Below are 10632 nucleotides of genomic sequence, written 5' to 3' on the forward strand. Positions count from 1 at the left end.
CGCCTTGCGCACCGGCAGTAACGATGCAGGTGAGGTTGCCCGCTCCGGCAAGCCCGGCGGCTGCAGCTTCGTAGTCGGCGAAAGCGAGGCCGATGGCGGCGGCCGCGTCGAGCGCCTCGTGCTCGTTGACCAGGAGATAATCGGTGACGGCGAGAAGCGCCGTCACCATCTCCCGGGTCATCTTGTCCGGCACGGGCGCGAGATTCCAGATCACGGTGCCGGAGGCCGATGCGGCTCTGCGCGCAGCTTCCAGCGCCTGCGCAAAGGGCACTTCCATCTGAAGCACCAGCACGATGCCGGAATGGAGCAGCTCGGCCGCAAGATCTCCGGCGCTCGCAGTCATGTTGGCTCCGCTCGCCACCGTGATTGCGTTCTCTCCGGCTTGATCGACCGTGATGAACGCACAGCCGGTCGGCTCGTCGGTCCTGATGACGAGATCGGCGTCGACGCCATTGGCCCGGAGGTTCTCGATCGCGCTGTCACCAAATCCGTCCCGGCCGACGCGGCCCGCCATGCGCACGCGTTTAGGTCCCGCGATCCGCGCGGCGGCGACGGCCTGATTGGCGCCCTTGCCGCCGAAATGCGTCTGGTAGGACGGCGCGAGCACCGTCCGGCCAGGACCCGGAATGATCGGGACCTCTGCGACCAGATCGATGTTGAGCGACCCGAACACCAGGATCATGGAGAGCCCGTCAGCCTTGTTCGTCCATGACGCGCAGCTTCTCGACGCGGCGGCGGAAATCCTCGTCGGTGGAAAATTCGGCGGAGAGGTAGGACGAGACCAGATCCACCGCGAGCCAGGCGCCGACGATCTGCGCGCCGATGCACATGACGTTGACGTCGTCATGCTCGACGCTCTGATGGGCGGAATGGACGTCGTGGCAGACCGCGGCGCGGATGCCCTTCATCTTGTTGGCGGCGATCGAGGCGCCGACGCCGGTGCCGCACACCATGATGCCGCGTGCGGCTTCGCCCGAGGTGACCTTCTGCGCCACGGCCCGCGCGATGTCGGGGAAATCCACCGGCCTGTCGTCATAGGAGCCGACGTCGATGATGTCGTGGCCGAGCTTGCGGATGTGATCGATGACAGTCTGCTTGAGTGGCCAGCCGGCGTGGTCGGATCCGATGACGAGACGCATGTGGTGTCCTTCTTGATCTTGCATTGACCGTGACAGCCGCGTGCGGCTGTCACGGCTCTTGGTTCAGCTACGCATGTCGGGCGGCAGCTCGACCCCGTGGAATTTCTTGTAGATTGCGTTGAGCTTGCCGTTTTTGACGTTCTCGGTAATCCAGGCGTTGAGCTTGTCCATCAAAGGCTGCTCGCCCTTCTTGAGGCCGATGGCGAGGTCGAACGTCGCCAGCGGAATTTTGGACTCGAAGACGCGGGCCGGATTCTTGACACCGATCTGGTTGATGATCGTCGCCGAGGTGCCGACACAATCGACCTGGCCGGAGACGGCCGCCGTCACTTCCGTAGCGTCGTCGTCATAGCGGGCGATCTTCAGCTCCTTGTCCTTCATATTGGACAGGGTTGTGTCCTGCGTGGTGCCACGCGAGACGCCGATCGCCTTGTCCTTCAGGTCAGGCCAGTCCTTGACGTTGAGCGATTTCAGGCAACCGATGTCGGATTGAAGCGTTGCGTAGCGCTTGGTGAAGTCGATCACCTTGGCGCGCTCAGGCGTCACCGACAGGGTGGAGATGATGATGTCGGCCTTGCCGGTCAGGACATTGGGAATGCGGGTCGCGCCCGTGGTCTGGATGAACTCGAGCTCGAGCCCCCAGTCCTTGGCGAGCAGCTGGGCCACTTCGACGTCGGAGCCGGTCGGCTTCATGCTGCTGTCCATCATGCCCGAGGGCGGGATGGCGAGGTCGGTCGAAATGCGGATCTTCTTCGCTTTCATGATGTCGTCGAGCAGGTCGGCCGATGCCGGCGTGGCGGCCACCATGAGGAAACAGCACAGTGCGGCCGCTGTCCCCAGCAATGTCTTGTTGCTCATCCCTAGTTCTCCTCTCCTGTTATGATTTTAAGTTTCCAGTACCCACGAATTGGGTGAGCTCTGGCGTCGTCGGCGACGTCAGGATCGAGGCAGGCCCGGTCTCGTGGACCTTGCCGCGATGCATGAAGACGATCCGGTCGGCGATGCCCCTGGCGAAGCCCATCTCGTGTGTGACCATCACCATGGTCATTCCATCGGCTGCCAATTGCTCGATCACCTTCAGCACTTCTCCGGTGAGTTCGGGGTCGAGCGCGGAGGTGACCTCGTCGAACAGCATGACTTTCGGCTGCATCGCCAGCGAGCGCGCGATCGCGGCGCGCTGCTGCTGGCCGCCGGAGAGCTGTTCGGGATAGGCATGCAGCTTCTCCTCGAGCCCGACCTGCGCCAGCACTTTTCGCGCGAGGTCCTTGGCCTGCGAGCCGGAGATGCCCTTCACGGCGCAGGGGGCCAGCGTGATGTTCTGCTCGATCGTGAGGTGCGGAAACAGATTGTAGCTCTGGAACACGATGCCGACATCCTGGCGCAGCGCGCGCAAGTTCACATCCGGACGGTCGACACGGTGCCCGCAGACGACGATCTCGCCGCCGTCGACCTTCTCGAAGCGGTCGATGCAGCGCAGTGCCGTGCTCTTGCCGGAACCGGAGCGGCCGATCAGTGCCAGCACCTCGCCGCGTTCGACGGCAAACGAGACGCCGTCGAGCACACGGAGCGGGCCGAAGCTCTTCTGCACGTTGTGGAGCGATACGATCGGTTCGGAGGAGGGTGCGTTCTGCTGCATGTCAGGCTGGCGCCAGCTTGGATCTGCCACGTCCCATCCGCCGTTCCAGTCTCTGGCTGAACAGCGACAGCGGATAGCACATGGCGAAATAGGTCACGGCGATGATGGCGTAGATGGCGAATGGCTCGAACAGCGAGTTGTTGACGATCTGGCCGGAGCGCATCAGCTCGACGAAGCCGACGACGGAGGCCAGCGAGGTGTTCTTGATGATCTGCACCATGAAGCCGACGGTCGGCGGCGTCGCGATGCGGATCGCCTGCGGCAGGATCACCTTCGTCATGCGCTGCGTCCGGCTCAGCGCGAGGCCCTCGGCGGCCTCCCATTGCGGCTTCGGCACGGACTGGATGCAGCCGCGCCAGATCTCGCCGAGATAGGCGGCGACATAGAGCGTCAGCGAGGCGCCGGCGGCAGCGAGCGGCGAGACCTTGAGGCCGATCGCGGCAAGGCCAAAATAGCCGAGGAACAGGATGACGAGCAGCGGCGTGCCCTGGATGAGCTGGACATAGACGGCACTGGCGATCCGCACGGATTTGAGCGGCGAGATCCGCGCGAGCGCGATCACGAAGCCGACGATGCCGCCGCCGATCAGCGCGATCATCGACAGGCCAATGGTCCACAGCGCGCCCTGGCCCAAAAACATCAGATGGTTGATGTTGAGATGTCCGCCCATGGTCATCTCACAACGGCGTGCCGAGCCGGCGACGGCGCGGAAACAGCACGAGGCCGAGGCCCCAGAAGCCCGCGCGCATCACCAGCGACAGGATGACGTAGAGCACGGCGGCGATGATGTAGGTCTCGAACGCCCGATAAGTGTCCGACTGGATGTAGTTGGCGACCGCGGTGAGCTCTTCCGCCGAGATCTGCGAGCAGACTGAGGAGGCCAGCATCAGCAGCACGAACTGGCTGGTCAGCGCCGGATAGACCTTCTCGATCGCCGGCAGCAGGATGATGTGCCAGTAGATCTGGAGGCGCGACAGCGCCAGCCCTTCGGCCGCCTCGATCTGTCCGCGCGGGATCGCCTCGAAACCCGCGCGCATGATCTCGGCGGTGTAGGCGCCGACATTGATCGTCAGCGCGGCCACCGCCACGGCAAAGGCGGAGAATTTCAAGCCGAGGCTGGCGAGACCGAAATAGACCAGGAAGATCTGCACCAGCAGCGGCGTGTTGCGGATGGTCTCGACATAGGCCTTGCAGGCGCCCGCGATCAGCGAATTGTGTGTGCCGCGCCCGACCGCCGCGAGCGTGCCGAGCAGGGCGCCGAGCACCGTCGCGAAGGCCGCAAGCTCCAGCGTGAGGACGGCGCCGGCCAGGAAATTCGGCCAGCGCTCCAGCACTGCGGGAAAGTCGAGTTGGAGGCTCATTGCCGTCGGCTCAGCCGGTTACCTGGTTGGTCATGCGGTCGTACACGCGGAACAGGGCCTGGTTGCCGTTGCTGCCTTCGCCATGTGCGCGCGCATCGACATATTGGCTGGTGACAAGCGCGGTGCCGGGGAGCGGCACGCTCAGCGCCTGCGCGTGCTCCTGCACGAGGCGGAGGTCCTTGAGCTGCAGATCGATGCGGAAGCCGGCCGAGACGTCGCCCGCGATCATCGCGGGGCCGAGCTTGTCGAGCATCCAGGAGGCGGCGGAGCCACCGAGCAGCACGCGGCGCAGCAGATTGAGATCGAGGCCCGAGGCACGGCCGAGCGCGAGCGCTTCGCAGATCGCCTGGATGTTGATGCCGCAGATCAGCTGATTGCAGAGCTTGACGGTCTGGCCGGCGCCGGACGCGCCGACATGCGTGATGGTCGTGCCCATCGCACGGAAGAACGGCTCGGCCTGGGCAAAGGCGTCGGCATCGCCGCCGGCCATGATTGAGAGCGCAGCGTTCTTGGCGCCCACGGGGCCGCCGGAGACCGGCGCGTCGATGAAGCCGACACTGGCTTTTTGCAGGTCGCCATGGATGCGGCGAACGGCAACCGGCGAGATCGTGCTCATGTCGACGATGAGCTTGCCGGGAGGCGGGGATTTCAGGAGGCCGTGCTCGCCGTAAATGGTCGCCTCGACATGGGGCGTATCGGGCAGCATGGTGATGACGATATCGGCGCCTCGCGCGGCATCGGCGGGGCTCTCGGCACGCGTCGCGCCTTCCCTGATGCTATCGGCCAGGGCGGCTTCGTTTAGATCGAAGACGCGGACCGCGTGGCCGGCCACCAGCAGATTGCGCACCATCTCCCGGCCCATCGTGCCGATGCCGATGAAGCCGACATTGCCCTTGTCGTTCCGTCCCATGTCATCAGTCCGTTTCTTGTTTGATCGGCTTCTTGAGCGATTGGCAGTCTGCGATCAGCCCGAGGCGCTGGACTTGTCGATGTCGCCGACGACGGCGCGTCTGCGGTATTCGTCGCCGATGGCAAAATGCTTGCGTAGCGTCGCATCCGCGCGCTCCGGATCGCGCGCAACGACCGCTTCGAAGATGCGCCGGTGATCGTCGATCAGATAGGTCTTCATCGACGGGAAGGCCTGCACCAGCTCGCGGCGGCTGCGGTGCGAATGCGTCAACAGGCCCGCCAACGAACCGTGCAGGACCGTCAGCGTCTCCGAATGCGAGGCAACCACGATGGCGCGATGGAAGTCGAAGTCGGCCATGCCGCCCGCATCTGCCTCGTCGATCGTCTCCCCGATCTTCGCCAGCGCGCGCTGCAGCCGTTCGAAATCGGCAATGTTGGCGCGCTCGCAGGCGAGCCGGATCGCCTGGCATTCGATCGCGACGCGCGCCTGCATGACGTCGTCGAGCATGTCCGCCTGCTGGGCCAGCGCGAAGGTGAAGAAGTCGTTCAGCACCGAGACGTCAGGCCGCGTGACCACCGTGCCGATGCGGTCGCGGATCTCGACGATGCCGAGCACGGTAAGGGCGCGCAGCGCTTCGCGGACGATCGGCCGGCTGACGCCGAGCAGGGTAGCGAGTTCGCGTTCCGAGATCAGGCGGTCGCCCGGCTTCAGCGAGCCTGCAAGCAGGCGCTCGCGCAGGAAGGCGAACACCTTCTCGAACCCTTTTTCGCCGTCGGTGGACCGCCTGAGTTCCATCCCTGTCTCTTTGGTCTGATTTTGGTCAGACCAGTATGCTTACCAAGCCACGCGGGTCAAGAGGCCCGGCTGCCAACCCGGTCGGAAAATTGCGGTTGCTTGGTTCTCAAGGCGTGGGTCTGCTACGCCGCAGGTCCCGCCCTGGACCACCGGTGGCGGTGCGCTATGGCCGCATCGACCGACATCACCAGTCCGCACCTGCGCTCAGCTCTGCGAGGAGCCATCGGCATGATCGCGGCTCAGTTGTCGGCGGCGGCATCGAGGCGGCGCTCGCGGCAAGCTGGTTGGCGGAGCTCGAATCTCCACGCCGATCTCGGCAGCACTTACTCGACGAAGACGTTCATTCTCGACACGACGACTTACCGCTCTCGCGGCTTGCGAGAGCGGTAGACACTGCGAAAAGCCTCAGGCGGCTTTTTCTTTGAGTTCGAATTCCATCTTCCAGGTCGATTGTCCGGGCTGCTTTCGGAATATCCAGACGGTGAGAGTTGAGCCGGGCGGAACTACGATACTGTCGCCTTCATGCATCGTGAATTGCCGAATATTGCTCTCTGTCGCCCATATCGAATGAGAGTAAACGTCCTTGTCGCTGGCCTTGGTGCAATTCAGAACTCCTCCGTTCATAACTGCGCGGGTGATGGTCTGGCTAACGGACGAGTCCATGTGGATAGTAGTCATCTTGGCATTCTCCAAAAGCATGAATAAAACGCCAGATGCTCTCTCAAGTTGTATCAACGTGTCAATGAGAGGCAGCCAACATTCCAGGGCTGTTTGCCCTCAGCGATGCTGGCTCGTTGCCTTCAGGGCATAATCCCGACCGGCCATCCTCGCGCTCCCCTGACGTTCTACGGACGCGAGGAGCTCCAGCTGGCCCGCCAGAGCGAGATAGGCATTGGAAACGCTGAGAAGGACATTGACGAGGCGGGGCGCCGATCTTCCATCGTTGGTGCGCGCGCGATATTGCTCGGCGAGCTTCCGGCATTCCTCGGGGTTGAGCATTAGCCCCCAAAAGAGAGCTGAACGCCGCGTCGTGTTCTGCGTTCCTATTCCAGCCAGAGGGTGGCAGGACTTGGTCCGATCTTGCGGCGCGCTGTCCGAGTTGCAATCATCCATGCAAACCGCGATCATGATTCAGTGACCCTCGCGTCTCTCAGAAGCAACGTCCGCCGCCTTTACGAGGGCGCCACGCCGAGCGGCGTCCGCTTCCGCTACGCTCTGCTCGCCTTCGATATCGTGACGGTGCTGTTCATCATCGCCACCTCCTTCCTGCAGCCCAGCGAGATCGTTGAGACGCTCGATGTCTTGTTCGGCGTAACGCTACTTGCTGATTTCTCGGCACGGCTCCTCGTCGATCGGCATCCCTTTCGAAAATTTACTCAACCCGCGACGTGGGCCGACATGGTTGCGATCGTGTCCTTCCTGGCACCGCTAGCCGGCGAGGCGGGCGGCTTTCTCCGGATCCTGCGAACGTTGGGGCTGCTTCGCGACTATCAGATGCTGGTGAGGCTCCGCATCGATTCTCCGTTCTTTCGTCGCAACGAAGAGGTCATCTTCGCCGTCACGAACCTCGCCGTTTTCATATTCGTCATGACCGGGATCGTTTACGAGACCCAGAAATTTCGCAACGAACAGATCCGGAATTATGCCGATGCGCTTTATTTCACGGTCACGGCGCTGACGACGACCGGCTTTGGTGACATCACCCTGCCGGGCACGCTTGGTCGTCTCATCACAGTCGTGATCATGATTTTCGGCGTCACATTGTTCTTCAATCTCGCCCGCGCACTCCTCAGCCCCAACAAGGTGCGATTTCCGTGTCCCACATGCGGGCTCCAGAGGCACGATGCCGACGCCGTGCATTGCAAGGCCTGTGGCACCGTTCTCAACATTCCCGATGAAGGGGCGACCTGAAGGGCTCTCGCTGCTCCCGAGGGCGGCGAACCTCTTCGATGAGGATCGGAAGTTCGGGGGGACCTGTAAGTCATTGATCGGACAGGGGGCGCCTACTGTGCATGGGGTTGTTTTCACGATTCTTGTCGATGCTCACCGCTACTGACAGCATGTTGGCAGCAGGGGCCGGCTACGACCATCACTCGACAAACGGGGAGTAGGTCATGCCGATCGAGGCAAGCTGTCATTGCGGTGAGACGGTGTTCGAGGTGACGGAGGCGCCTTCGAGCGTGACGCGTTGCACCTGTACGCTCTGCGCCAAGCGCGGCGCGCTGTGGGCCTATTACACGCCGGCGCAGTTCCGCCTGCTGTCGCCTGCGGACAACGACGCGACCTATCTCTGGGGCAGCCGCACCGTCAAACATCATTTCTGCGCGAATTGCGGCTGCGGCACCTATTCGGAGTCGCCGGACTGGTCGACCGGCAAGCCCGACTTCGACAATCCCAAGGTCGCCGTGAATGCGCGCCTATTCGACAATTTCGATCTGGAGGCCGTGCCGGTCAACGTCATCGACGGCAGGAATCTGTGGTGAGCCGGGCGCATGTCTGCTGCACGTTCGTGCTCTCTTGAGGCTGTTTTGAAAAGCTGATCTGGTTCCGACCTTGGAAAAAGGGGAGGATGCCATGATGCGTCTCGTTGCGCGAGTGATGTTCGCAATGTGTCTGGCCGTTGCGGCCTGCTTCAATGTCCAGGCGCAGACGAAGCCGAAGGTGACTTCGCTCGGACCGGATTTCCCCAAGGCCGCGCTGTTCGTCGGCAACAGCTTCTTTTACTATAACAACGGCATGCCCGGGCATCTCACCTTCATGGAGCGGGCTGCCGATCCCGCCAACAAGGCGGTGTATCGCAACACCATGGTGACCATCGGTGGCTCCGGCCTCGATTGGCACGACATGGACAATCTGCTGCGGCCGGGCGGCCTCGGCGCCTATTCCTTCGACGAGCAGAACAACGTCATCTTCAACAAGCCTGGCCGGCAGTACGACGCCGTCGTGATGATGGATTGCAGCCAATGTCCGATCCATCCGCAATTGAAGGACGCGTTCACGACCTTCGCCAAGAAAGACAGCGAGATCGTCGGCGCCCACGGCATGCGGCCGGTGTTTTTTATGTCCTGGGCCTATGCCGACAAACCGGAGATGACGGAGCAACTGGCCGAAGCTTATACGGTCGCCGGCAATGCCAATGATGCGCTGGTCATTCCAGCGGGACTTGCCTTCGCGCGCGTGCGCAAGCTCCAGCCGGAGCTCAATCTCTACGCGCCGGACAAGCGACATCCGAGTCCAGCGGGCACGTATCTCGCAGCATGCGTGACGTTCGCCGCGCTGACGGGTCGTTCGCCGGTCGACAATGCCTATGCCATCATCGGGTTGGACGCAGGGACGACGCAGCTGCTGCAGAAGGCGGCGTGGGATACGGTGCAGGAATATTACGGGCGGTGATCCGGCGCGATCTGTAGGGTGGATTAGCGCGTAGGGTGGGCAAAGGCGCACTTGCGCTGTGCCCACGATCTGTCGCTGTAAGCGAATTTGGTGGGCACGCTTCGCTTTGCCCACCCTACGGCCCCTACGGCACCTCGTTTATTTCAACACCACCCACGCTGGCGCGTGGTCGCTGGCACCGTCCTCGCCGCGGAGGTCTCTGTCGACGCCGGCTTTGACGAGGCGTGAGGCAAGGGCGGGGCTGAGCAGGACATGATCGAGCCGCAGGCCCGCATCGCGCGGCCAGCGGTTTCGCTTGTAGTCCCAGAAGGTGTAGATGCGCTGCGCCGGATGCAGCTCGCGGATCGCGTCGCACCAGCCTTGTTCGACCAGTGAGGCAAAGGCCGCGCGGCTCTTCGGCTGGATCAGTGCATCCTTGTCCCATGAGCGCGTCGGATAGATGTCGATCGGCGTCGGCGCGACGTTGTAGTCGCCCGCGAGCACCACTGGCAGATCCTGCTTGATGAAGCTCTTGGCGTGGCGCCTGAGCCGCGCGAACCAGTCGAGCTTGTAGTCGAATTTCGGTCCGGGCTGCGGATTGCCGTTGGGCAGATAGATGCTGGTCACGATGATGCCGCGCACGGCGGCCTCGATGTAGCGGGCTTCGTGATCACCGGCCCGTCCAGGCAAGCGGTCGCGGGTGAGAACGGGCTCGGCCTTGCGGGCGAGGATGGCGACCCCGTTCCAGGTCTTCTGTCCACACCACACCGCGCCATAGCCGGCCTTTTCGATCGCGGCCGCCGGAAATTCGCCATCACTTGCCTTCAATTCCTGAAGCGCGACGACATCGGGCTTCGCCGCGCGCAGCCATGCCAAGAGATTGGGCAGGCGGCGGTTGATGTTGTTGATGTTGAATGTCGCGATCTTCATGTAGAGCTACCGGCTCCTGCCTTCCGTACCCGGAGATACAATGTCCAAGTTGAACTTTGCCGCTATCGTCGTCGCTGTCGCGTTCTCCGGGCTCGCGTCGGCACAATCGTCCGACCCGCGCGGTGCGTGCAAGGCAGATTACGACAAATTCTGCGCCGGCATCGCGCCCGGCGGCGGCAAGGTCATTGCCTGCCTCAACGACAAGCGCGACCAGCTCAGCGCGACCTGCAAGACGGCGCTGGACGGCCGGAAGAAGAAATAAGTCTCGTGTCCCGGACGCGCGTAGCGCGAGCCGGGACCCAGAAGGCGGCACGACGCAATGTTGAGAAATGGGCCCCGGCTCTGCAGCGCACTACGCCGCGACGCGCGGCGCATTGGCAGACCTTCCCCGATCCTGTCGCGCTGTTCCTGGAAGCCAATGCGATCGGCGGCCGCCACGGCCTCGGCATGAGCGACCAGATCGAGAACCGCATCATCGAGGCCAAGAGC

Annotated in this window: 15 protein-coding genes and 1 pseudogene; 5 read left to right on the forward strand and 11 right to left on the reverse strand. The window is 63.1% G+C overall.

Annotated elements, in window-relative coordinates; translation table 11 throughout:
• The 10 genes and pseudogenes from MOV75_RS14475 to MOV75_RS14520 all read right to left on the reverse strand — a co-directional run.
• The coding region (locus tag MOV75_RS14475) for a PfkB family carbohydrate kinase (protein WP_247006050.1) at positions 1-682 on the reverse strand (682 nt) is incomplete at its 3' end.
• A gap of 10 nt (positions 683-692) precedes the next feature.
• On the reverse strand, positions 693-1139 hold the full coding sequence (gene rpiB / locus MOV75_RS14480; RefSeq protein ID WP_246924695.1) for a ribose 5-phosphate isomerase B: 447 nt from the start codon (positions 1137-1139) through the stop codon (positions 693-695).
• A 63-nt stretch (positions 1140-1202) separates the two neighbouring features.
• Positions 1203-1997 (reverse strand): transporter substrate-binding domain-containing protein, encoded by a 795-nt coding sequence (locus tag MOV75_RS14485; RefSeq protein ID WP_246924697.1) that lies wholly within the window; start codon positions 1995-1997, stop codon positions 1203-1205.
• Positions 1998-2016: 19 nt separating this feature from the next.
• Positions 2017-2775, reverse strand: a complete 759-nt coding sequence (locus MOV75_RS14490) for an amino acid ABC transporter ATP-binding protein (protein ID WP_246924721.1) — start codon at positions 2773-2775, stop codon at positions 2017-2019.
• Position 2776: 1 nt separating this feature from the next.
• Positions 2777-3445 (reverse strand): amino acid ABC transporter permease, encoded by a 669-nt coding sequence (locus tag MOV75_RS14495; RefSeq protein WP_247006051.1) that lies wholly within the window; start codon positions 3443-3445, stop codon positions 2777-2779.
• Between the two features lie 7 nt (positions 3446-3452).
• Entirely contained in the window at positions 3453-4136 is a 684-nt protein-coding gene (locus MOV75_RS14500) for an amino acid ABC transporter permease (RefSeq protein ID WP_247006053.1), read from the reverse strand.
• Positions 4137-4146: 10 nt separating this feature from the next.
• Positions 4147-5049: pseudogene (locus MOV75_RS14505) on the reverse strand (NAD(P)-dependent oxidoreductase); the annotation flags it as partial.
• A 51-nt stretch (positions 5050-5100) separates the two neighbouring features.
• Positions 5101-5841: a FadR/GntR family transcriptional regulator gene (locus MOV75_RS14510; protein ID WP_246924704.1), complete on the reverse strand. Its 741-nt coding sequence runs from the start codon at positions 5839-5841 to the stop codon at positions 5101-5103.
• Between the two features lie 405 nt (positions 5842-6246).
• Positions 6247-6540, reverse strand: a complete 294-nt coding sequence (locus tag MOV75_RS14515; protein WP_247006057.1) for a hypothetical protein — start codon at positions 6538-6540, stop codon at positions 6247-6249.
• Positions 6541-6618: 78 nt separating this feature from the next.
• Positions 6619-6840 (reverse strand): hypothetical protein, encoded by a 222-nt coding sequence (locus MOV75_RS14520; protein WP_246924709.1) that lies wholly within the window; start codon positions 6838-6840, stop codon positions 6619-6621.
• Positions 6841-6975: 135 nt separating this feature from the next.
• On the opposite strand from MOV75_RS14520, the gene MOV75_RS14525 reads away from it, so the two are divergent.
• From MOV75_RS14525 to MOV75_RS14535, 3 genes are all read left to right on the forward strand, one after another.
• Entirely contained in the window at positions 6976-7752 is a 777-nt protein-coding gene (locus tag MOV75_RS14525) for a potassium channel family protein (RefSeq protein WP_246924711.1), read from the forward strand.
• A 203-nt stretch (positions 7753-7955) separates the two neighbouring features.
• Positions 7956-8324, forward strand: a complete 369-nt coding sequence (locus MOV75_RS14530) for a GFA family protein (RefSeq protein WP_246924713.1) — start codon at positions 7956-7958, stop codon at positions 8322-8324.
• 91 nt (positions 8325-8415) lie between these two features.
• Positions 8416-9234 carry a DUF4886 domain-containing protein gene (locus MOV75_RS14535; protein ID WP_246924715.1) on the forward strand — a complete coding sequence of 273 codons (819 nt, stop codon included), beginning with the start codon at positions 8416-8418 and terminating at the stop codon, positions 9232-9234.
• 138 nt (positions 9235-9372) lie between these two features.
• Here the strand turns inward: MOV75_RS14535 and MOV75_RS14540 are convergent, their stop codons facing one another.
• Positions 9373-10143 carry an exodeoxyribonuclease III gene (locus MOV75_RS14540; protein WP_246924717.1) on the reverse strand — a complete coding sequence of 257 codons (771 nt, stop codon included), beginning with the start codon at positions 10141-10143 and terminating at the stop codon, positions 9373-9375.
• 40 nt (positions 10144-10183) lie between these two features.
• On the opposite strand from MOV75_RS14540, the gene MOV75_RS14545 reads away from it, so the two are divergent.
• Both MOV75_RS14545 and MOV75_RS42685 read left to right on the forward strand, forming a co-directional pair.
• The gene (locus MOV75_RS14545; protein ID WP_246924719.1) at positions 10184-10405 is read left to right on the forward strand and encodes a cysteine rich repeat-containing protein; all 222 of its coding nucleotides are present in this window, start codon (positions 10184-10186) and stop codon (positions 10403-10405) included.
• A 5-nt stretch (positions 10406-10410) separates the two neighbouring features.
• Positions 10411-10632, forward strand: a 222-nt coding sequence (locus tag MOV75_RS42685) for a hypothetical protein (protein WP_309486944.1), incomplete at its 3' end; no start/stop codon positions are given.

The organism is Bradyrhizobium sp. PRIMUS42 (assembly GCF_023006515.1).
Lineage (GTDB): Bacteria > Pseudomonadota > Alphaproteobacteria > Rhizobiales > Xanthobacteraceae > Bradyrhizobium.

What these genes read in the sequence shown, in the direction of transcription:
- rpiB (WP_246924695.1), bottom strand. Translation starts at nt 1,139, where the DNA reads ATGCGTCTCGTCATCGGATCCGACCACGCCGGCTGGCCACTCAAGCAG.
- MOV75_RS14485 (WP_246924697.1), bottom strand. Translation starts at nt 1,997, where the DNA reads ATGAGCAACAAGACATTGCTGGGGACAGCGGCCGCACTGTGCTGTTTC.
- MOV75_RS14490 (WP_246924721.1), bottom strand. Translation starts at nt 2,775, where the DNA reads ATGCAGCAGAACGCACCCTCCTCCGAACCGATCGTATCGCTCCACAAC.
- MOV75_RS14495 (WP_247006051.1), bottom strand. Translation starts at nt 3,445, where the DNA reads ATGGGCGGACATCTCAACATCAACCATCTGATGTTTTTGGGCCAGGGC.
- MOV75_RS14500 (WP_247006053.1), bottom strand. Translation starts at nt 4,136, where the DNA reads ATGAGCCTCCAACTCGACTTTCCCGCAGTGCTGGAGCGCTGGCCGAAT.
- MOV75_RS14510 (WP_246924704.1), bottom strand. Translation starts at nt 5,841, where the DNA reads ATGGAACTCAGGCGGTCCACCGACGGCGAAAAAGGGTTCGAGAAGGTG.
- MOV75_RS14515 (WP_247006057.1), bottom strand. Translation starts at nt 6,540, where the DNA reads ATGCTTTTGGAGAATGCCAAGATGACTACTATCCACATGGACTCGTCC.
- MOV75_RS14520 (WP_246924709.1), bottom strand. Translation starts at nt 6,840, where the DNA reads ATGCTCAACCCCGAGGAATGCCGGAAGCTCGCCGAGCAATATCGCGCG.
- MOV75_RS14530 (WP_246924713.1), top strand. Translation starts at nt 7,956, where the DNA reads ATGCCGATCGAGGCAAGCTGTCATTGCGGTGAGACGGTGTTCGAGGTG.
- MOV75_RS14535 (WP_246924715.1), top strand. Translation starts at nt 8,416, where the DNA reads ATGATGCGTCTCGTTGCGCGAGTGATGTTCGCAATGTGTCTGGCCGTT.
- MOV75_RS14540 (WP_246924717.1), bottom strand. Translation starts at nt 10,143, where the DNA reads ATGAAGATCGCGACATTCAACATCAACAACATCAACCGCCGCCTGCCC.
- MOV75_RS14545 (WP_246924719.1), top strand. Translation starts at nt 10,184, where the DNA reads ATGTCCAAGTTGAACTTTGCCGCTATCGTCGTCGCTGTCGCGTTCTCC.